Here is a 21,979-nt window from a genome sequence, read left to right as displayed (position 1 = left end):
GATTATGTAATACACCGCGTTAATCATGAACCATCCAGATAGGAGATACACACCGAGGATCAACTTGCCGATGCCGATTAAAGCATTGATTGTAAGTGATGCAACGTTTGTTAGGGCGGTTCGGTCTTGATAATCGACCGGGTAGCGGTCAAGTAAACCCTTAATCACTTCCCAAGCAGGGTATTAGCCTTTTCGCACACCTCGTAAATCTCGTCATACTTCTGATCGATCAGAGGCGTTACCTTGTTCGTTTTTTTCTTGCTGATACCGCTGAAGAGAAAATACGGGATGATCCAGCCTACGAAACCGGGGACTGCCAGTATTATTGTAAGAGGCAGCATGTCAGCTTGATTAGCAAACACAGAGCCAGCCATGAACGCTGTTCCGATAACACCGATAACATAGGCGACGACAGAAGCACCGATGATCTTGGAACTTTCCAGCGTTTCAATTTCGTTAACGGAGGCATCGAACTGGCGTTGCAGCCGGGTCAGCTCGGCTTTATTACGGATCTTCCGGTCCCGCTTGAACTTCATGGTTACAGAACCCACATTCTGAACTGAGGTTGAAGTACCCTCCAGCGCCCAGCCGAAGTTGTTATACCCGTCTACATACACCGACTCCATTTTACGTTTTACCGTAACGTCCTTGTACTCATAACCGACGAAATTAGATTCGTTTCTTGTGATCTCACTCATAATAATTTCTCCTTTATTAATTAAGTTGATGTTGAAGCTTTCCTGTTTCACTTGACTTGATCATCTTACTGCCGAGATATTTATGAATTGCTTATAAAATGTTTAAAAAATATTAATTGAACAATCGTTATGAACCGGAATTGGGAGATATGTTGTCTAATATAAAAAGCAGCCTGAATTCGTGTTCCGAATTCAGGCTGCTTTATTCGATCTTATTCAATCGCATGGGGAAGAGCTTACTTCTCCACTTTCAATTTGACTGTGAATGTTGTACCCTGGTCGGGCTCACTCCTAACCGTTATGGCACCGCCCACCAGTTCAATGACCCGCAGCGAAAGAGCAAGTCCAAGGCCGTTTCCCTCCCCGGAGTGGGAAGTATCTCCCTGATAGAATTTATCGAAAATATGCTTCATCGTTTCCTCGTCCATGCCGCAGCCAGTGTCTGCTACCGTGACCGTAATCGTATCTTTATCCGAAGTCTGCGATAGGGTGATCGTTCCGCCGGGGGCTGTGAATTTCAGTGCATTGGAGAGAAGATTAAGCCATACGATCTCAAGCATACTTTCATCTGCGCGAATAATGGCACGGTCCTCTATATCCGCCACAAATTCGATATTCTTCTCTTCCCAGGAATTTTCAAAAGTAAGGGCGCAATCGCATAGCTGTCTGCACAGATCATAGGGTTCGGGAACGTGATTAATCTCCTGATTATCCAATTTGTTCAGCTTCAGAATATTGATCACCAGCGTCGTTAGTTTTTGGGAGGCCGAAATAATAGTATCAGTATATTCTGTACGAAGTGTCGGCGACAGATCAACCTTTTGCAGCGCCATAGCGTAACTATGAATGACGGATAGGGGGGTTTTAATTTCATGGGACACATTGGATATGAAATCATTTTTGAGCGTTTCGATGCTGCCGAGTTCTTCAACCATCTTGTTAAAATCCCCGAACATTACGTCCACATAATCCTTCTTGTCCGCTATATGGAGTGGTTCCAGATAGACGGAAAAATCGCCTTCCGCTACCTGTTTTGCCGCCTCGCTGAGTTTTCTCATGGGCTTATCAAAGGTTTTGTACTTCTGCCTTGCGGTGAAAAGACAGAAGATGAAGGCAACGATGATCCAATATCCCGTGATCCCGAAGATGTATTGCGGTGGAACGTTTTCTACGGAAAGATAGGCATCGTAGATCAGCGCTTGCCCTGCGGTCAGCGTGGACAGCACAATAAAGGTCCAGAAAAACTCTTTCCATGAAAAATGCTGCGATTTGAGCCGGAGCTTCTCTTTCTTTATCTTCCTCATTGCAGCACTGCCTTGTAACCAAGTCCATGAACCGTCATGATCTTGAAATCCTCACAGCAGGAGAACTTGTCCCGAAGTTTAACAATATATACATCCACGGCACGCAGGCTTGTTTCGCTGCCAATGCCCCAAAATTCGTCCATAAGCTGGGCACGGGAAAAGGTATGTTTGGGATAGGAAAGCATCTTGTAGAGTATGTTGAATTCCCGTACCGTCACCGAAATTTCCTCACCGTTTACCGTTGCGGTCATCTCATCTGCGTCCATCATAAGACTTCCTACAGCCAGTTTCTTTTCATGAGCAATATTCGCCCGTCGAAGCAGAGCACCCACACGCATTACCAGTTCGTCCATATTGACCGGTTTGACCATGTAATCGTCAATCCCTGCACGAAACCCTTTTTGTTTCGAGGAAATATCGTCACGGGCGGTAACAAAGAGAATAGGGATAGTCTTGTTAATAGCCCTGACCGTTTCCACAAATTCAAAGCCATCAATCTCCGGCATCATTACGTCTGAGATGATAAGGTCGTACAGACTGTTATACATCAAATCATATGCCTCGCGTGGGTTTAAACACCCTTTAGCATCGTATCCGTTATCACACAGATAGGTGCAAATAATTTGATTGAGCTTTATATCATCCTCCACAACAAGGATATTGACCATGAAAAAACCATCCTTTCTAAGGAAACTAAAATTAGTATAAGAGTCAAATGTTAAAAAAATGTTTGGATGGAGGGATGAACGAAAAATCCCCTCCAAGTATAACAGTAATGTGATGCTTTTTACTGTCTACCTAAAGGGGATAATATCACTCAGAAATAATGCTTATCATTATCTGTTCACAAGCTGGTTAATTAGCTTCAGGATGACTTCCCGCTTAATAGGCTTGCTGACATACTCGTCCATCCCGGCAGCAAGACATTTTTCACGATCACCTTTCAAAGCATTGGCTGTGACTGCGATAATCGGGGGACAGTTCTCCTTGTGTTCTTCTCTTATCAACTTCACCGCATCGAAGCCGTTCATAATCGGCATGTGCAGATCCATTAAAATAAGATCAAACTTTTCTTTGCGTGCTGCTTCAACTGCATCTATTCCGTTTGTGACAGGTGTAATTCTATGACCTATTTTTTCAAGTGTTTTGGTTAACACCAGTTGGTTGATGTAATTGTCTTCAGCAAGCAAAATGTTAATTTCCCGTGTATTAGGGTGCTTGTACAAGGAAGACTCTTGAGCGGGTACTGCCGCTGTTTTCTTGGGCTTGATGGTGAAGGAGAAAGACGAGCCACTCTTGCCGTCACTCTCCGCGTATATCTCGCCGCCCATCATATCGATGATTCTGCGGCTGATCGCAAGGCCCAGACCAGTGCCTTCGTGATTGCGCGTCATAAAGCTGTCAATCTGCGCAAACGGTTCAAAAATGTCATTCAGCCGCATAGGATCAATCCCAATGCCCGTATCGGTTACCGTAAAGGCCAACTTTGTCGGATCTTCCTTTAGCAGCTTCACTTTTACCGATATGCTGCCCTTGGAGGTGAACTTCACGGAATTGCCGAGCAGGTTCAGGAGAACCTGTTTCAAACGGTCGCGATCTCCGTAGATATAGTCCGGAACATCATGATTTATAGTACTGGAGAGCTCAATTTGCTTTTGATCGGCTTTCATGGAAATGACGGCGAAGCTGTCCTTGATGCATTTGCGAAGATCGAACGAATCCTCTTGCAGTTCTGTCCGGCCTGCCTCGATTTTTGAAAGATCAAGAATATCATTGATGATATTGAGCAGCGTTTCCCCGCTTTTGCGGATGATCTCTACATAGCCCCGTTGCTCTTCATCAAGGTTAGTAGTCTCAAGCAGAATATCCGTCATGCCGACTACCCCATTCATAGGGGTGCGGATTTCGTGGCTCATCATCGCAAGAAACTCACTTTTCGCTCTGTTCGTAGACTCGGCAGCCTCCTTTGCAAGCAACAACTGTCGCTGTTCAGAGATGTCCTTACAGATGAGGTAGAATCCGATATTTTGATTACTCACATAAATCGGTGCAATACTGGTAAGCACTTCAACAATCTGACCACTCTTGGTTCTAAGCGCATTAATGTGCTGTTCAACCGAATCATCGTAGAGCGCTCTTTTCAGAATCTTCTGGACATTCTCGTGGCCAATTAGACTCGAAAGCTCCATCCCGATCAGATCGGCCTCTATGGAGTAGCCTGTGATCTTTTCCGCCATACTGTTGGCGTTAATAATTCGGCCGTCTAGGCCAAAGGAAATCACGGTGTCATGGTTGTATTTTTTGAGTGACGTATACCGCTCAACTGATTCCTGAAGGCGCTGCTCGGATTCTTTTTGCTTGGTGATGTCAATGATTTGGCAAATGTAATACAATGCCTGGTCCGCCTCATCGCTGAAAAGCTTAAGAGAAAGCAACCCCCACATGTTATCCCCATTTTTTGAAACAAACCGCTTTTCGAGTTGCACTTTGGTTTGGTCACCCATGAGCGTCTTTAGTTCGTGTATAGTTCTAAAATCATCATCTGGATGGGAAAGGTTTTCCAACCTCATGCCGTCCAATTCTGCTTTGGAATAGCCAAATATTTGTTCAAAGGCGGGGTTAACGGTTAAAATCACACCTTCTGGCCCAACAAGGGCGATGCCAAAGGAAGCGTGATCAATGACCTGTTGGTTGTATCGTTCCTGGTTCAGGTTTACGCGATGCATGGCAGCCTCCATAGGGTTAGGTTAATGTGTGCGTCAAAAATAGACCTCCTATTTGGAAGGCCTGAATCTAATGAAATGAATATAACTCCGAAATTGAATTACCCGATTGATTTTTTATTGAAACAGGAAGAAAAATGAAAATACCAGTCATATAATTTCAAGCTAGGAGATGATTAGAACAATGTACAATCAAGCCCAAAGAACGCTTACTACCGGACGATTGATTCTAAGACCCTTTAAAGAATCTGATGCACAACGTGTCAGTGAGTACTGCAATAATTACAATATCTATAAAAGTACATTAACTCTGCCTTATCCATACTCCGTTGATTGTGCATTATCATGGATTCAAACACAAGAGGTTAATTTTAACAATAATAAATCCTATGAGTTCGCCATTACTGATAAAAATACATATGAGCTCTATGGAGCTATCGGACTGTCCAATAACCAAACACACAAAAATGGCGAACTCGGGTATTGGATAGGTGAGGAGTACTGGGGTAAAGGATATGCGACAGAAGCAACAAAAGCTATCCTTGAGTTTGCCTTCACAGAAAAGCATTACCATAAAGTGTACGCGAGATTTTTTGCTTCAAATCCAGGCTCTGGACGGGTTATGCAGAAATCGGGCATGGTGAAGGAAGGTGTTTTATTGCAGCATGTCTATAAAGAAAATAAGTTTGTAGACCTTATTCATTATGGAATTATTGACACTTGAGGGTGAGCTTTTTTTATATGAGCATTTTGCATAATTCATATTTCGATTGAGAGTCCATGGTTAGGCCACAGCGAAATCTCAGTGTTGTGAGAGCGGAGCGATAAATGGACAGACGGGCAGAATTTCAATGAATTTGAAATTTCAAGCGGCGTTTTGGACTCGTTGCTTGACGATGGCAAGTGCAGAGGCAAGTAACACAATCGCATTCAAATATTGGTGTGTTGTCACTTTTTGAATCCCCCAGACGTGAAGCTGGTCTGCAGTTAAATAGGTCTTCATTCGAGAGTTGCAGCGTTCTACACTGGTTCGTTTATTGTAAAGTTCCTTCCAGCCTCGGCTTTCCCGATGCGGCAACGCGTAACGCCGGAGATCCGTTTGACTGTTGATTTTAACCACCATTCCATAATTGGACGACGAACAAGTGACCATACCCAAAGGACAATCCACTTGACCTGTCGCATGTGGACAACGAAATTTCAAATGTACCTTTTCCTGTCCCCAATACGTCATAGGAAATCCCATCGAACAACAAGGCGTGCCTTTGCGGGTGATCCCCGCTGGCGGTTCCTTTTCATTTCGTGGATTCAGCGGAATAATGGCTTGCGCCTTGACGTTCCGGGCCGCCTCGTAGTTTTTCATTTGGTCGTAGCCCGCATCCAGCATGAAGAATTTCACTTTGGATTTTGCAGCGACAATCGTCATGAGTGCAGGCCCTTCGTCTCCGTCGTTCACATGGGCAGGAGTCACCTGGAGCACCATAGGAAGTTCACTCTTGGCATCGACGGCCAGATGCAGCTTATAGCCAAACCACTTGACTTTGTTGCCGAAGGTGTCGAACTTTGCACCCCAGTTGGCATGGCCAGTGAGCTCGCTTTTTCGCTTGGGTTCTTTTTTCTCGTAGGCGTGAATGGCTGCGCTGTCGATGGCGACATGAGTGCCGTCGATGATTCCAGCTTCTTGGCACTGAGCCACAAGATCCTCAAACAACTGCTTGGCAAGGCTTTTGCGAGTCAACTCGGCAAAAACCCGGCTTAACGTGGAAATTGAAGGGGCGGGGATGTCCAGCCGAAGTCCACATTGGTAACGGAAACGAAGGTCAAACTCCAGTCTGCGCGCTAGGCCGGTGAACGTATCGATGTTCTCTAAGGGAGCCGCGAGTAATGCGCGAAGAATGCCTTGACGGCAGTGCCCGTCCGCTCCTCGGGGTGAAGGATTTCTCAATTGTCTCGCGTAAGGTCGCAGGTCCAGTGCGCTGAAAAAGATGGGCAATCGCTCTTTTGATTCGATTTTTTGAAGCTCCTCAAAGGAAAATAGACTTTCTTGGAGAATATACAAAGGGGACTTCCTCCTCTTGAGTGTTTTGGTGTCGTTACCAAAAAACTTCTCCAAGTTGGGGTGAAGTCCTTTTTTATGCTCAAAATCTCTTTGTGTACCAAGGGCTTAGATTAATGCAAAATGCTCATATACAAATGACCAATTGAAACAGCGGCAGCCATGGACGAGAGATACAGTCCTGGACTACCGCTGTTTAGATTATAACGATGGCTATCAGCATATCCGGAAGGTTACAGACGAAACTGTTCATTATAAAAACGGCTCTACCCCCGCTTTAAGATAGTCTCCGTATGCTTCAACATACCAGTTAAGGCATTTCGCTTCCCCGTGTTTAAATCAGAGGCATTCCGCTTTAACGCATCGCGGATGGGGATGACCTCTGTCATTTTTCTGCCGCTTTTCACTTTACGAACTACGCAGGTCGGGATGTAATCGACGTTAGTGATACTTGTGTTTCCTTTTTGATCCTTTTTGATTTTAAGAGTAAGAATGATACTGCTTTGGGTATAAGGAATATTCATGAGCTTAGTCGAAACAAAATTACCCAGCGAATAGATAACGAATTGTTTCTTTCCCCGAACCGCTAACGGTTGAAGAACATGTGGGTGAGACCCCAGGATGATGTCAGCGCCATTTTTAAAGAAGAGGTTGACCAGCTGCTTTTGCCGCTTGTTTGGAGTGTACTTATATTCGTTTCCGAAATGCAGATAAAGCAAGACCAGGTCGGCTTTCTTTTTTAAATTTCGAATTTCTCGGATGATTTTATCGGTTTCTATCCGATTGACCAGCCATGGCTGACTCGCCGGTACAGGAATCCTGTTGGTTCCTGCCGTGTAAGAGAGAATTCCGATCGTAATCCCTTTTACGTTTTTGATAAGAGTTTTCTTGGATTCTTCTAATGACTTAGACGTTCCGGTATGGTCAATTCCAGTATGGTCCAGAACTTTTAACGTGCGAATCAGACCCTGGGTACCATAATCCATGCAGTGATTGTTCGCAGTTACTAATACATCGAATCCGGCTTCCTTAAGTGCCGGGGCCAATTCGTCTGGGCACTTGAATATCGGACCGCTTGAACGCAGACTTTTCCGGCTATCCCGCCCGTTTCCGGCAAAGGTGGTTTCGAGATTGCCAATCGTCAAATCAGCCTGTTTCAGATAAGGAGCTACTTTTGCGAACAGGGGGCCGAACGAATAGGTACCGTCAGCTTGTTTAGCATCTGAAATAATATGACGTTTGACCATAAGGTCTCCTACAGCATTTATTTGTATTTCCGTCATCGTTATCCACCTTTTTATTGTTTTGATTAGGATATGGCGGAAGGGGGATATGGGTTATTAATATTCACATCAGAACAAGGGCAGTTTCCGGGACATCGAAAGCTCGGAAAGAGGCTTTATTTTTTCTTTTTTATACGAAATGTGACCCTACGCATAATCACATCGTTTAAATCGTCTAAATTTAAGGTATACGAATTTTATCTCAAACTTTCATAATTTGATTCAAATCCTCTTTTTTGTTTGGCGGCCATATTAGAATATGGTTATTGATAAACATTATCAACCAAACATTGGAGGTTAACAAAATGAGTACACAGTTCAAAAAAATCGCCGAGGACACTTTCTGGATAGGCAAAATCGATAACCGTCAGGTTCCCTTTCACCGCCTGGTTCTGGCAAAAGGAACAACCTATAACTCATACCTGTTAAAAACAGGAAAGCCGACTGTCATTGATACCGTAGATATGGAATTCGGACGTGAATATGCCGAGTGTCTGGGTGAAATGATTGATCTTCTGGATATTCATTACATCGTGATTAACCATACAGAACCTGATCACTCCGGTGGACTGGCAGCTCTTGCTGGCAAGGCTGCAAATGCTACAATCGTATGCACCGAGATTGCCGTACCGGAATTGCAGGAAATGTACAAGCTTCATAGCCGGAACTTCCTGGTGGTTAAAGACGGAGATAAGCTGGATATCGGAGGAAAAACACTTCTGTTTAAAGAAACACCTTACCTTCATACCGCTGAAACGATGATAACCTATTGTATCGAAGATCAAATCTTATTTCCTTGCGATATCTTCAGCACGCATGTTGCGGTGGAGAATCTGTTCAGCGATGAAGCCGGTTTTGATATCACGGAAGATTTCCAGGGTTATTACGCCGCCATTATTCATCCTCACAGAAGATATGTAAGAACACTGCTGGAGGCAGTCAAGGATCTTGAAATCCGGATGATCGCTCCTTCCCACGGATTTGTGATCCGGGAGGACATCCGCAAATATATCGAAATGTACGCCACGTTGAGCCGCGAAACCACTCAAGGAAAAAAGGCAGTCATTGTATATACCACCATCAAAAACAGTACCAAGAAGATGGCCAAAATTATACAAGACTGCTTGCAGGAAAATAATATTGCGACAGAGGTCTGGGATGCGGACAAAAGCAGCGCCGCCGATATTCTGAACAGCATTGCGTCAGCCGACGCAGTCTTTATCGGCAGCTCCACTAAATACGCGGACATGATCGGGAACCTGGAGAACATTCTGAAAGAAATGCAAAACATGAATCTGGAAGGCAAGCTTGCTGCAGCCTTTGGCTCATACGGCTGGAGCGGTGAAGCCATTGAAGTCATTCAGGATTATCTGAACGGAACCAACATGACGGTGCAAAGTACTTCTGATGTTATTAAATCCACAGGGATGACACATGTGGAGTTCCCTTTAAGAATCAGATTTTCCCCTAAAGAGCCTGAGAAAGTACAAAAAATTAAAAATGCGGCTGAATTTGTATCGGATTTGCTGCTGAGTTCATTTTAGGGAGGAGGATTATAGGATGACAAAACATTACGTTATTGTCGGCGGCGGAGTAGCCGCCGTCCATGCCGCCAAAGCGATCCGTGATCAAGACGCAGAATCGGAAATCTCGATCCTCGGAGAGGAAGACCAACTGCCCTACAACCGGATTAAGCTGACAAAAGGCCTGTTTACCGACCTGCACAGTGAGAAGGTGCTGATCAAGAAGGAAAAATGGTATCGCGATAATCGGATATCCGTAAAGACCTCTACCCGAATCAGTTCTGTCCACCCGGACCGGCAGCTGGTGGAGACAGAAGACGGGCAAAGTGTATCGTATCATAAGCTCCTGTTGTGTATGGGAGCAAGGAACCGCGCGCTACCGATTGAGGGGGCAGGCCTGAACAATGTTCATACCCTCCGGGATATGAACGACGCGGACCGGCTGAAAGACAGCCTGCAGGATGGCAGCCGTGTAGCCGTAATCGGCGGGGGAGTACAGGGAATCGAAACCGCTTGGGCGCTGCATGAAGCAGGATATCAGGTAACGGTGATCGAAGCATTTCACCGCCTGATGGGCAGACAGCTTGATGAGAAATCCTCACAGCTGCTTAAGGACACCCTCGAACGATCAGGTGTTAAGGTTATTCTGCAATCAGGGGTGGCGTCTATTACAGGGACAGAGTTTGTTACCGGAATCACGCTGGACGATCAGTCTCACTTCTCCTGTGACCATGTAGTTTACTCTATTGGAATCGTGCCGAATACGGCGCTGGTAAATGGCTCGAATATTCTAGTCCGGCAGGGCATTCTCGTAAATGAACAAATGCAAACAAGTGATCCGCATGTGTACGCAGCCGGAGATGTTGCTGAAATTAACGGGCATGTGGAAGGATTGTGGGGCGGAGCGATCGAGCAGGGCCGGATTGCCGGCAATAATATGGCCGCCAATCTCACTGTTTATCGTAGAGCTGTTCCAGTGACCTTGTTTAATGCCTTTGGCCTCTCACTATTTTCAATAGGCAACGTTGATGAACGGCAATGCGACATGGCGGTGTGCGGAGAAGAAAATGGAGCATATACGCTCATCTATGTGAAAGATAACACAATTACCGGGGCGATATCCTGGCAAGGTGCAGCTGCTTCCCTGGTATATAAAGCCGCTGTCGAGCAAGGCATCACGCTTACGGGGATTGATCTCAACGGGAGCAATATCGTGGAAATTATGGCTGAAGTACAAACCAGATTGAACTAAACCACCAACTTTTTAGGAGATGATAATGATGAAAAAATACATCTGCCAACCCTGCGGCTATATCTATGATCCGGCAATAGGCGATCCCGATGAGGATGTGGCTGCAGGTACAGCGTTTGAAGACTTGCCTGAAGATTGGGTTTGTCCGGTATGTGGTGAGGATACAAGTCACTTTGCGCCGGTTGAGGACAAAAAGTCTTCTGCTTCCTAAAGAGAAGCAGGAGTTGTACAAAAAAAACGAACAAAAGGGGGGACAGCTATGAATGAGCATTCTTGCCAACACGCTGCAGAACCTTGTACCCGCAAGGTGCCTATTTTCGCTGCGTTGAGCGATGACGATCTCTCCCGGATCAGCGCCATGATCAAGCACCGTAAGTTCTCTAAAGGTCAACCGTTAATTCTGGAAGGAGCGCCGTCGGATACGCTGTACATCATTCAGCGGGGGCATGTGAAATTATCCAAAACAACTCCTGAAGGCAAGGAACAAATTTTGCACATCCTGACGAACGGGGATTTTTTCGGTGAACTGAGCATTTTTAACAGCGATGAGCTGAGCAACTTCAGTGCTTATGCGCTGAAAGACACCAACATTTGCATGCTGACCCGAACCGATATGGAGCAGCTGATGACTGATAATCCGGATATTTCGCTTAGGCTGTTGAAGAGTGTTACCAAAAGACTAGCCCATACAGAAAATCTGGCGCAAAGCCTGGCAACCAAAGATCCGGAAATACGGATTGCTTACATGATCATGGAACTCAGCGACAAATATGGCAAGCAACGTGGTGATCATATTCATATTGACCTTCCGCTGTCTCGTGAAGAACTGGCCAGTTATGTCGGGGTCACCCGCGAAACTATTAGCAGAAAATTCTCAAGGTTCGAAGATTCGGGTCTTATTGAGCTGATTGGAAACAAGCAGATGGTGATTATTGATTCGGCCGGTTTGGAGAATTATATGGGGTATTAAGATAGTAACGGATCAAAAAAATTCAATATGATTAAGCTGCATTTCTGCCCTTGGGTTATTGCGGGGAGCAAACTCCGATACTTGTCTCCGCATGGAGTATCCATTACTACAGGGAGCTTATAGGCGTGTTAAACAAGCTGTCGAGATTATTCTCGGCAGCTTTTTTTGCAGCGTCACAGGGTGAATCTACTTCTTCAGGGTTGTCAGCATACTCTGGATATGACTCTCCATTAGCTGCCGTGCTGTTTCGCTTTGTCGTTCCTCGATGGCAATGGCGATCAGAACATGATAATTGGAAGCTTTCGTCCGCATATTGGGCAGCGTATTAGTCTGCTTGCGCCCTTCGGCCAGCAATGGAAGAATCGAATTCAGCATCCGCGCCACTACCGGATTTGCTGCCCCTTCGGCGATTAACTGATGAAAGGCAAGGTCTGTCTCGAAGAATGGGCCACCTTCCTCCATTTGCCGCACCATTCGCTCTGCCAGTACCCGCAGCCTGCGGATCTGATCGTCATCGGCCCGCTGCGCGGCCAGAGCGGCAAGTTCAGGCTCAATGAGCAGTCTTGCTTCCAGCAGATCCACTATCGAAATGTTTTCCAATTCCTCTAAGGCTACCGCCGGATCATCCAACAGCAGCGGATCGTTTCGTACATACATCCCACGTCCGTGCTCAATGCTGACATTCCCCTGACTCTCTAATATCCGCAGCGCCTCGCGTACTGTAGTGACGCTAACGGAAAAATCAGCAGCAAGCTGCTGCAGAGTAGGAAGCCGATCCCCCGGAGCCCATTCCCCATCGAGGATTTTCTGTTTCATAAGCTCTATTGTAGCCTGAAACGCGGTCTGTTTGATCTGTTTCATGTTTAGCCGTCCTTATCACTTGGAATGAATTCATTTTAGCATAGGAGCTTCTTGAGGATAAGTAGATATGTCTAAGTATTGATTTAGTATTGACTAGTAAACAACAAGATAATATGATTGTAGCATAAAGATCGTATCAATATCGTAAAGGTAATTACATTTAACGTTAAAAAACAATGGATCGCACGGTTTTTTTGTGTAATAAGGCAAAAAAGTAAGAGATTTAATTTTATTCAAGAATAAAGATATGATCTTTATGCAGAAACTCTATCAGTGATGAAGCAGAAGGAGGAGGGGCAATGGAGGTAGTAACCTTTGGGGAAACTATGGTACTTCTGGCACCGGACCGGATGGTTCCCCTGGAGTATGTGAACGGCTTTCACAAGCATGTTGCAGGAGCCGAGACCAATGTGGCAGTTGGGCTTGCCCGTATGGGGCATACCGTGGGCTGGTTCAGCAAGCTCGGAAATGATCCATTTGGACGATATATTAGGCAGGTCGTAAGAGGACATGGCGTTGATACTTCCGAAGTCAGGATTACAGACGAAGCGCCGACGGGAGTGTTTTTCAAAGAACAAATATCCCCGGACAAAATACAGGTGTACTACTACCGCAAACAATCGGCTGCCAGCCTGATGCACGAGGATGAGCTTAATGAGGCTTATGTTGGAAAAGCCCGCATCCTGCATGTTACCGGCATTACTCCGGCGCTTAGCCCGGAGTGCAGGAAATTAACCTTTCGAGCCCTCGAAGCGGCAAAAAAACACGGTGCGGCCATTGTGTTTGATCCCAATATCCGCTGGAAGCTTTGGAACAGAGAAGAAGCCTGCGTTGTGCTTAACGAAATAGCGGCACTTGCCGACTACGTGCTGCCCGGTATTGAGGAGGGACAGTTTCTGACAGGATGCTGTACGCCTGCAGACATCGCAGATCGTCTGCTGAAATCCGGCGCCGGTGCTGTCGTAATCAAGCTCGGCGCCAACGGGGCTTATTACAGTAACGGACGAATCGCGGGAAATGAGCCAGGGTTTCCGGTGAAATGGCTCATTGATCCGATGGGTGCCGGAGACGGTTTTGCCGCCGGATTTATAAGCGGATTGCTGCAAGGGGAGGACCTGCCCTCAGCGGTGCGACGCGGCAACGCGGTAGGTTCCATTGTTGTCAGGGTAAGCGGCGATGTGGAAGGTCTTCCGACACGGCAGGATGTAGATCTTCTCCTGGCAGGGGGATCCGACTTGGAGGATATTATCCGGTAAATGAGGGGCATTCCAAAGGAGGAGGAAAGAAATGGACAAAAATCTTCAGATTGAGCGGTTGATAACTTCCGGACTGGTCGCCGTTATTCGCAGACCAGAGCCTGAAAGGGTGGATAAAATTGCCGCGGCACTGGCAGATGGCGGTGTCGGGGCGCTGGAGATTACAGCCGATACGCCGGAAGTGAACAGGTTGATCGCGGACATGAAGGCGAAATATGGAGATCGCCTGCTGGTGGGAGCAGGTACGGTGCTGAAGTTGACGCAGGCCGAGCAGGCTATCGCGGCGGGAGCCGATTTTATTTTTTCGCCAAATTTGAATGAGGCAATTGTGGATCTGACCTTAAAGTACGGGCGAATCTCCATCCCAGGCGTAATGACGCCAACCGAAGCTGTCAGAGGGCACGAAGCTGGTGCTGACCTGCTAAAGGTGTTCCCCGGCGGTTCGCTGGGCGCCTCCTACATAAAGGAACTGCAGGGGCCCCTTGGTCACATTCGGATGATGCCGACAGGAGGCGTGACACTTGCGAATGTCGGATCCTTCATTGCCGCCGGATCTGTTGCCGTCGGTTTAGGAAGCGCTCTCGTAGACCGGAAAGCGGTGGAGAAGGGCGACTATGGGAAGATAACAGAGACAGCCCGCCAATTTGCGAAAGAAGTCAGCAAGGCCAGATTGAACAACACAAAAGGAGCTAAATAATCGATGAAAATAACCGGATTTGAGACCTTTATCGTTCCTCCCCGCTGGCTGTTTCTGAAGATTGAAACCGATGAGGGCATATCCGGCTGGGGAGAGCCGGTGGTCGAAGGCAAGGCTCATACTGTTCAGACCGCAGTGGAAGAGATGATGGATCTTTTGATCGGACAGGATCCTCAACGGATTGAAGACCTATGGCAGTTGATGTACCGGGGAGGATTTTATCGTGGCGGGGCTATTTTAATGAGCGCGATAGCCGGGATCGATCAGGCGTTGTGGGATATTAAAGGGAAAATCTACAATGCGCCCGTGTACCAGCTGCTCGGCGGAGCTTGCCGCAATTCAATGCGGGTTTACTCCTGGATAGGCGGAGACCGCCCCATCGATGTCGTCAAATCTGCTCTGGAGAAGAAGGCCGCCGGTTTCACGGCGATTAAGATGAACGCCTCGGAAGAGATGCAGTTCATTGATACACATGACAAGGTGTATGCAATCGTTGAGCGGGTCGCCGCCATTCGGGAGTCCTGTGGACCGGAATTCGGGATCGCTGTCGATTTTCACGGGCGGCTTCACAAACCGATGGCAAGGGGACTGGCTAGAGAGCTGGATCCGTACCGTCTGATGTTCATTGAAGAGCCGGTGCTGCCGGAAAACAACGAAGTACTGCGGGAAATCGCACATCATACCAGCACTCCGATCGCGACGGGTGAGCGCATGTTCTCACGCTGGGATTTTAAAAATCTGCTGAAGGATGGGGTGGTCGATATTATTCAGCCCGACCTGTCCCATGCGGGAGGCATCACGGAATGCAAGAAAATATTCGCCATGGCCGAAGCGTTCGATGTCGCGGTCGCTCCGCACTGTCCGCTTGGGCCGATTGCTCTTGCCGCCTGTCTTCAGGTAGATGCGACGTCTTATAATGCGGTCATTCAGGAACAAAGCCTCGGCATCCATTATAATCAAGGAAATGACCTGCTGGATTATATCACCGATCCTACAGTTTTTGCCTACAGTGACGGTCATGTCAATATTCCTTCCGGACCGGGTCTTGGCATTACGGTGAACGAGGAGTATGTGCGGAAGATGGCGGAGTCGGGCCACCGTTGGAGAAATCCGGTATGGCGGCATCGGGACGGCAGCATTGCTGAGTGGTAAGCCCTATTACAATAATCAGGAGGATGGTCATGTCATTTATTCCGAATTACTGGGAAGATACCGAGACGCTGCAGATTAACAGGAAAGCAGCTAGAGCTTACTATATCCCATACGCGTCAGCTGCAGACGCGCGCCGCAGAAAGCGGGGGCGTTCCCCGTATTATCAGACGCTGAACGGCCGCTGGAAGTTCAAATATCACACCAGCGTCAGAGCGGTCAAGGAAGATTGTGTAGCCCCTGACCATGACATTAGCCGATGGGATGATCTGGTGGTTCCGTCCTGCTGGCAAGTAAACGGTTATGATCAACTGCATTACACGAACATCAACTATCCCTTTCCGTTTGACCCGCCCTTCGTGCCCAATGATAATCCTGCTGGACTTTATGTCAGGGAGTTCACACTGCCGGATAATTGGAACGGCAAGGAGAAGGTTGCGGTATTTGAAGGAGTCAATTCTTGCTTCTACCTGTGGGTGAACGGACAATTTGTTGGCTACAGCCAAGGAAGCCGGATGCCGGCCGAATTTGATGTATCGCCTTATATCCGTCCTGGTGTGAACCGGATGGCTGTCATGGTGCTGAAATGGTGTGACGGAAGTTATGTGGAGGATCAGGATCTTTGGAGATTCTCTGGTATTTTCCGGGACGTCTACCTGCTTGCCAGGGAGTCCGCTCATATCTCCGATGTATTCAACCGCACGTCTCTGTCCGCAAGCTTCGATAGTGCGGAGCTAAACTGCGAGGTGGAGACAACAGGCAGGCTTGAAGTTGAAGCTGTTCTGCAGGATGCAGACGGTGCGGAGATAGAACGGGCGCAGGCCATGATCGAAGGCCAAGGTACGTTGAAGCTGCATGTGCAGAATCCCGTGCTGTGGAATGCAGAGAACCCGCATTTATACCATTTATACTTGTTCGCAGGTGATGAAGTGCTGCATTTTCCCGTAGGCTTACGCGAAATATCCATTCAGGATGGCGTGTTCACGATCAACGGTCAAGCGGTAAAGCTTAAGGGTGTCAATCGTCATGACTCCCACCCGGAGCTTGGACAAACGATTCCGGTCAATCATATGATCAAAGATTTGCGGCTGATGAAACAGCATAATATCAATACCATTCGAACCTCGCATTACCCGAACGACTCCCGTTTTCTGGAGCTCTGCGACGAATACGGCTTCTATGTGATCGGAGAAGCCGATCTGGAATGTCATGGCGCGCTTCCTGCAGGAGACTTCAACTGGTTCACGCGCAACCCCGAGTGGGAGAAAACTTTTGTCGAGCGGGCAACCCGGATGGTGGAGCGGGATAAGAACCACCCATGTATCATCATTTGGTCCATGGGCAACGAATCCGGTTATGGAGAGAACCATATGGCAATGGCCCGCTGGACCAAAGCAAGGGACGCTTCGCGTCCTATTCACTACGAGGGTTCGGATCCCCGTCACGGCGGCAGCCCGGATACGGAGGTGCTCGACATGGAGAGCCGGATGTATGCCTCCAGCGGGGCGATTGCAGCGTACGCATCCGATCCGGATACGACCAAACCGATGTTTCTGTGTGAATACAGCCATGCCATGGGCAACGGGCCCGGTGATTTGCAGGATTACTGGGATGTGATCAACCGGTATCCGAAGCTGATGGGTGGATGTGTCTGGGAATGGGTGGATCATGGCATCAAGATTATGAAACACGGACGGCCTTATTATGCTTATGGGGGAGATTTCGGCGATCAGCCTAATGACGGCAACTTCTGCATTGACGGTCTGGTTGCCCCCGACCGGAAGCCGCATTCCGGACTGCTGGAACTCAAGCAGGTGATTGCACCCGTTGTATTTGAAGCCAAAGAAATCGGATCGGGGCTTATAGAAATTCACAACCGCTATGATTTCAGGGATCTATCTCATGTGAGAGTTCTGTGGAAATTGGAAAAGGACGGTGAAACGGTAAGTCAAGGTGAAATCAGCGGTTTGTCGGCCGGCCCTCACGGCTCGCAGACAGTCGAAGCTGGTTTCGGGATTCCGGAGGAGCCAGGAAGGTATTTTGTTACTCTGTCGTGCAGGATTGCGAAAGAAACCTGGTGGGCATCACCCGGCCATGAAATTTCCTTCGGCCAGTTTGAACTGCCGGCTCCGCAGCTTGAGCTGTTCCAACCCGAGGCCCGGTCACCTCTCCAGGTGGAGCGCCGGGACGACCGGCTTGTCATCACGGGCTTCGATTTTGAATATGGCTTTAATCTTGGCGCCGGTATGTTTGACAGCCTGGTCAAGAACGGAGTGGAGATGCTGCTTGCGCCGCTTTCTTTTGCGGTATGGCGCGCCCCGGCGGATAATGACCGGTTCGTGAAGCACGAATGGATGCAGGAGGGGTACGAACGGGCTGTAACCCATATTTACCGCGTGGACACGATCCGGCAGGACGGTGAAGCCGTAGAGCTGGAAGCGTTCTTCTCGATGGGAGGCTATTTACGTCCGCCGTTCTTACGGGGAACGTTCCGCTGGAAGGTGGACGCAACAGGAGAGCTTTATCTCCGTACTAACGTAACGACCAGAGACGGTATTCCATTCTTGCCCCGGTTCGGGCTGTGCGCCGTGATGCCGGAAGGGAATGAGGAGATCGAATATTTCGGCAGGGGTCCCCATGAAAGCTACATCGACAAGGGACATAGCACTAAAATAGGAAAATACCTGACTACCGTCGATGAGCAGTTTGTGGATTATATCATGCCGCAGGAGAACGGTTCCCACAATGAAACGGAATGGGTTATTGTCTCGAATGAGCTCGGCATGGGACTGAGATTCCGGAGTGACCGTCCATTCTCCTTCAATGCTTCGCATTATACGCCGGAGGATCTGACCCAAACCTTGCATCAATACGATCTGACCCGCAGGCCGGAGACAATTGTTCATCTGGATTATCAGATGAGCGGCGTAGGCTCCAATTCCTGCGGTCCCGCGCTGCTGGCTCCCTACAGGCTGGATGAGAAGGAGTTCCAGTTTGAGCTGAATATTGCACCGGTGTTCAAAGAAGACGAATAAACCGGGATTAACCGGATTTGCGGAAATAGGCAAGGGGGACCGGATCACGTAGATCCGGTTGCCCTTTTTACGCTTTGGTAAGGCCAGTCGATGCTGTGGAGGGAACGGAATGAAAACGAAAGCTTCACACCCCCGGAACAAAGGCAAACCGCAGGCATTATCAATAGGCCGAAGCATGTACGCCAAGCTGCTGATGTTCTTCACAGTCATTGCGCTGCTTCCGTTGGCCGTAATGGGTTATTTCTCCAATCATAAATCGTCGCAGATCGTGAATTCACAGTTCGGGAGCTACGGAATGAACGCCATTGAGGAGCTTAAGCTCCATTTGGATACCAGCATCGCGCAGATGGACAATATTACGGGCAATCTACTGAATTATTTGATCTCTACACCCATGGTCATCGAAGATGGCGGAACGCTGAACTATAGCCGGTATAAGGAGGAACAGGCGCTCCAGCGCTATCTTATATCTTTTGAAACGGTCAATATTGTAAGTGTTTCGGTTGTGATGCCTTCGGGCAAATTTATCGGAAGCGGCGGACTTGATCAGGCAAGGCTTACGGACTCCTCCTTCTGGCGCCAAGTTTCCGGGAATGGCAGAAGACAAGTTATCATCCACCGGCCGGATTACTATTACAGCTTTGTAAATGACAACATGGTCATCAGCCTGGTTGTGCCGGTCAAGGATCACTTCGGACTCCCGCCAGGCAGCCGGATTCTAATCGATACGAAGGCGGATTCCGTGGTGAATCTGCTTCGGGCGTTTCAGCATAATATGAATGCTCACCTGCAAATACGGGCAGCGGACGGAAGCGTGCTGCTGCAAAGCTCAGAGAAATACAGTAGTCCGGAGGACGATATTGTCTGGTCCGGCGTTATGGAGCGGGAGGGCTGGACTGTCGAGGCCAGAATGCCGCATGCTGAGTTCTATCGCTCCTCGGGCGTGATCCTGAACTATACGCTGATCGTTGCGGGCTGCACGCTGCTCTTCGCCATCGCGATGGCCCATTTCTTCTCGCTTCGGCTTACGCGGCCCATTCAAAAGCTGACCCATTCGATGCGAAGATTCGGACAAGGGGAGCTGTTCATCCAGACCCCGGTGCTCACCAGCGATGAGCTGGGCTATTTAAGCCAATCCTTCAACCGGATGACCGGACAAATCCAGGATCTGGTGCGTGAGATCAGCCGGAGCGAAAAGCTGAAGAGCGAAGCAGAACTGCGGGCGCTTCACTACCAGATCAACCCCCACCTGCTATTTAACACTCTGAACAGCATTCAGTGGAAGGCGAGGCTGGCCGGGCGCCGCGATATTCAGAAAATGATTGAGCATCTGGTTGCCGTCCTGGAGAGCACTTTTGCAGTGACTAAAACACTGGTACCGCTTGAGGAGGAACTGGCTTTAGTGCTTCATTTTATCGAAATCCAGCGGCTCCGGTACGATGATGCCTTTAGTTTCAAGCTGGAGGCCGAGCCGGAGCTGATGTCCTGCCTGGTGCCGCGGATGGTGTTCCAGCCGCTACTGGAGAACATCTTTTTTCACGGCTTTACAGACGGAGCAGGTGAAATTAGGCTGTCACTCGTCTCCGGATCAGGCGAAATTAAGGCGGAGTTAACTGACAACGGGATCGGTATCAAGCCGGAGCATTTGCTCTATGTGAGGAACGGCCAAGTCATTCCGGGCAAGAAAGGAGGACTTGGCATGCGGAATGTCAGAGAGCGCTTTAACATGCATTTTGGCGAAAACTGCGATTTTACGATAGAGTCCGAACGAAACCACGGAAGTAAGGTGATCATACGATGGCCAAAGACTTACGGAGAGATTTACCCCTGAAGGTGCTTATCGTTGATGATGAACAGCTTGTGAGAAAAGGGCTGAGGATGACAGTGGACTGGGGCAGACATGGCATGGCAGTCGTCGGCGATGCACCTAACGGCATCCTTGGCTGGGAGAAGGTGGTCAATCATGAACCCGACATTGTCATTACTGATATCGTGATGCCCGAGATGGACGGAATCGAGCTGGCTCATAAAATTAGACACAGATATCCCCATGTCAAAATCCTGTTTCTGAGCTGTCACCGCGACTTTGCTTACGCACAGCAGGGGATCCAGCTCGGTATCTCCGACTATATTGTAAAAACCAGCATGGGCGACGAGGAAATGGAGCGATGCCTCGATAAAATCCGGCGTGAATGCGAGCTTCATCTGCAGAATCAGTCCTCCATGGCAGCATCTGAGGACGAGATGCAAATTGTGATGGAGTGGCTTCGGGTACAGGATATCTCTGCAGACGAGAGGCTGGTAGCCAAGCTGAATGGAGATTGGAGCTGGATGACCCGAGGCGGCTGCATCTTTCATTTGTATGAAAATGGAAGCGCTAACAATTCCAGTTTTTCGATGTCTGATGACAAACGGAAGGAATACCGCAATGAAGTCCCCTCCCCAATTGGCCCGGAACCGGAGCCAAAAGCTTTTCTAAAGATTGGTGAGGCATTTGCATCCGGGTCACCAGGACGTGCGTTCTTACCGTGTCCAGACGGTACTGTGTTACTGGCCTGCCACTGGGCGGAACGGGATACGGCGGAGCATGAACTGCTGCATCTGAAGAGTTCACGTAATCCCGGATTGGGATGGAGACTGGAGGGGCCGGTTGAGGGCGGGGTACGATGGATAGAGGGCGTGCTGCGTCTGTTGCGCCTGCGGGCAATCGAGCGCGAGACCCGTCTGGTTAGCCGCCAGCATAAGGAGGATATTCTCAGCGCCATTGACTATATCAACCACCATCTGCATCTCGATCCCCGAGTCGGCGAAATCGCCGACCGGATCGGTATAAGCCGCAGTTACTTCAGCACCGTATTCAAAGAAGCAACAGGCAGCAGCCTGATTGATTTTCTTTCCCAGAAAAAGCTGGAACGGGCACAGAATCTGCTGGCAATGACAGACTACCGTATGGAGGAAGTTGCGGAGAAGATCGGGATTGGAGACGTCAAATACTTCGCCAAATGGTTTAAGAAAAGTGTCGGATTCGCTCCGGGACAATACCGCCAACAAACAAAAAGACACCAAAATCCAATGAATTGACCTTTCGCCCGTGTAGAAAACGGGCTTTTTTATTACATTCCAATAAAAGTGAACCTTTTTCGAACGGCAGTCGGATTTGAAAACCCTTACA

The 21,979-nt window shown here is 48.3% G+C and carries 18 protein-coding genes; 11 read left to right on the top strand and 7 right to left on the bottom strand.

The genetic code is table 11. From position 1 onward, the window contains the following. Positions 1–164: 164 nt before the first annotated feature. The 4 genes from NYE29_RS27335 to NYE29_RS27320 all read right to left on the bottom strand — a co-directional run bounded on the left by NYE29_RS27335 (position 165) and on the right by NYE29_RS27320 (position 4,728). On the bottom strand, positions 165–698 hold the full coding sequence (locus tag NYE29_RS27335; protein ID WP_340898298.1) for a hypothetical protein: 534 nt from the start codon (positions 696–698) through the stop codon (positions 165–167). Positions 699–934: 236 nt separating this feature from the next. Next, the gene (locus NYE29_RS27330) at positions 935–2,002 is read right to left on the bottom strand and encodes a HAMP domain-containing sensor histidine kinase (protein ID WP_340898297.1); all 1,068 of its coding nucleotides are present in this window, start codon (positions 2,000–2,002) and stop codon (positions 935–937) included. After that, on the bottom strand, positions 1,999–2,670 hold the full coding sequence (locus NYE29_RS27325) for a response regulator transcription factor (protein ID WP_076112916.1): 672 nt from the start codon (positions 2,668–2,670) through the stop codon (positions 1,999–2,001). Before NYE29_RS27325 ends, NYE29_RS27330 begins: the two co-directional genes overlap by 4 nt. A 168-nt stretch (positions 2,671–2,838) precedes the next feature. Next, positions 2,839–4,728, bottom strand: a complete 1,890-nt coding sequence (locus NYE29_RS27320; RefSeq protein ID WP_340898294.1) for a PAS domain S-box protein — start codon at positions 4,726–4,728, stop codon at positions 2,839–2,841. 181 nt (positions 4,729–4,909) lie between these two features. Between NYE29_RS27320 and NYE29_RS27315 the strand changes: the two genes are divergently transcribed. Beyond that, entirely contained in the window at positions 4,910–5,449 is a 540-nt protein-coding gene (locus NYE29_RS27315) for a GNAT family N-acetyltransferase (protein WP_340898293.1), read from the top strand. 141 nt (positions 5,450–5,590) lie between these two features. Here the strand turns inward: NYE29_RS27315 and NYE29_RS27310 are convergent, their stop codons facing one another. Continuing rightward, on the bottom strand, positions 5,591–6,784 hold the full coding sequence (locus NYE29_RS27310; protein ID WP_076114670.1) for a transposase: 1,194 nt from the start codon (positions 6,782–6,784) through the stop codon (positions 5,591–5,593). Positions 6,785–7,047: 263 nt separating this feature from the next. Further along, positions 7,048–8,064, bottom strand: a complete 1,017-nt coding sequence (locus NYE29_RS27305; protein ID WP_340898292.1) for a CapA family protein — start codon at positions 8,062–8,064, stop codon at positions 7,048–7,050. Between the two features lie 305 nt (positions 8,065–8,369). Between NYE29_RS27305 and NYE29_RS27300 the strand changes: the two genes are divergently transcribed. Genes NYE29_RS27300 through NYE29_RS27285 form a run of 4 tightly spaced genes read left to right on the top strand, consistent with a single transcriptional unit; the run spans position 8,370 to position 11,809 of the window. Then, on the top strand, positions 8,370–9,608 hold the full coding sequence (locus NYE29_RS27300; RefSeq protein ID WP_038591980.1) for an FprA family A-type flavoprotein: 1,239 nt from the start codon (positions 8,370–8,372) through the stop codon (positions 9,606–9,608). A 16-nt stretch (positions 9,609–9,624) separates the two neighbouring features. Further along, positions 9,625–10,839 carry an NAD(P)/FAD-dependent oxidoreductase gene (locus NYE29_RS27295; protein ID WP_340898290.1) on the top strand — a complete coding sequence of 405 codons (1,215 nt, stop codon included), beginning with the start codon at positions 9,625–9,627 and terminating at the stop codon, positions 10,837–10,839. Between the two features lie 28 nt (positions 10,840–10,867). Next, positions 10,868–11,050, top strand: a complete 183-nt coding sequence (gene rd, locus NYE29_RS27290) for a rubredoxin (protein ID WP_038591984.1) — start codon at positions 10,868–10,870, stop codon at positions 11,048–11,050. Between the two features lie 48 nt (positions 11,051–11,098). Further along, on the top strand, positions 11,099–11,809 hold the full coding sequence (locus tag NYE29_RS27285) for a Crp/Fnr family transcriptional regulator (protein ID WP_340898289.1): 711 nt from the start codon (positions 11,099–11,101) through the stop codon (positions 11,807–11,809). 186 nt (positions 11,810–11,995) lie between these two features. On the opposite strand, the gene NYE29_RS27280 is transcribed toward NYE29_RS27285, so the two are convergent. Continuing rightward, positions 11,996–12,670 carry a FadR/GntR family transcriptional regulator gene (locus tag NYE29_RS27280; RefSeq protein ID WP_038591987.1) on the bottom strand — a complete coding sequence of 225 codons (675 nt, stop codon included), beginning with the start codon at positions 12,668–12,670 and terminating at the stop codon, positions 11,996–11,998. Positions 12,671–12,969: 299 nt separating this feature from the next. Between NYE29_RS27280 and NYE29_RS27275 the strand changes: the two genes are divergently transcribed. The 6 genes from NYE29_RS27275 to NYE29_RS27250 all read left to right on the top strand — a co-directional run bounded on the left by NYE29_RS27275 (position 12,970) and on the right by NYE29_RS27250 (position 21,888). Continuing rightward, positions 12,970–13,926 (top strand): sugar kinase, encoded by a 957-nt coding sequence (locus tag NYE29_RS27275; RefSeq protein ID WP_340898287.1) that lies wholly within the window; start codon positions 12,970–12,972, stop codon positions 13,924–13,926. A gap of 31 nt (positions 13,927–13,957) precedes the next feature. Then, a complete protein-coding gene (locus NYE29_RS27270) occupies positions 13,958–14,623 on the top strand; it encodes a bifunctional 4-hydroxy-2-oxoglutarate aldolase/2-dehydro-3-deoxy-phosphogluconate aldolase (RefSeq protein ID WP_076112909.1) in 666 nt (221 codons plus the stop codon). A 3-nt stretch (positions 14,624–14,626) separates the two neighbouring features. Then, positions 14,627–15,775 (top strand): galactonate dehydratase, encoded by a 1,149-nt coding sequence (dgoD, locus tag NYE29_RS27265; protein WP_076112908.1) that lies wholly within the window; start codon positions 14,627–14,629, stop codon positions 15,773–15,775. A gap of 29 nt (positions 15,776–15,804) precedes the next feature. Further along, positions 15,805–18,807, top strand: coding sequence for a glycoside hydrolase family 2 (locus NYE29_RS27260; RefSeq protein ID WP_076112907.1), 3,003 nt, complete (start codon positions 15,805–15,807; stop codon positions 18,805–18,807). A gap of 109 nt (positions 18,808–18,916) precedes the next feature. Then, positions 18,917–20,638, top strand: coding sequence for a cache domain-containing sensor histidine kinase (locus NYE29_RS27255; RefSeq protein ID WP_076112906.1), 1,722 nt, complete (start codon positions 18,917–18,919; stop codon positions 20,636–20,638). Further along, positions 20,605–21,888, top strand: a complete 1,284-nt coding sequence (locus NYE29_RS27250; RefSeq protein WP_340898286.1) for a response regulator transcription factor — start codon at positions 20,605–20,607, stop codon at positions 21,886–21,888. Before NYE29_RS27255 ends, NYE29_RS27250 begins: the two co-directional genes overlap by 34 nt. Positions 21,889–21,979 lie beyond the last annotated feature (91 nt).

This window comes from Paenibacillus sp. FSL M7-1046 (assembly GCF_038007405.1).
Classification (GTDB): Bacteria; Bacillota; Bacilli; order Paenibacillales; family Paenibacillaceae; genus Paenibacillus_AQ.
The sequence above is the reverse complement of the archived record's forward strand: the minus strand, read 5'-3'. Positions and strand labels throughout refer to the sequence as shown.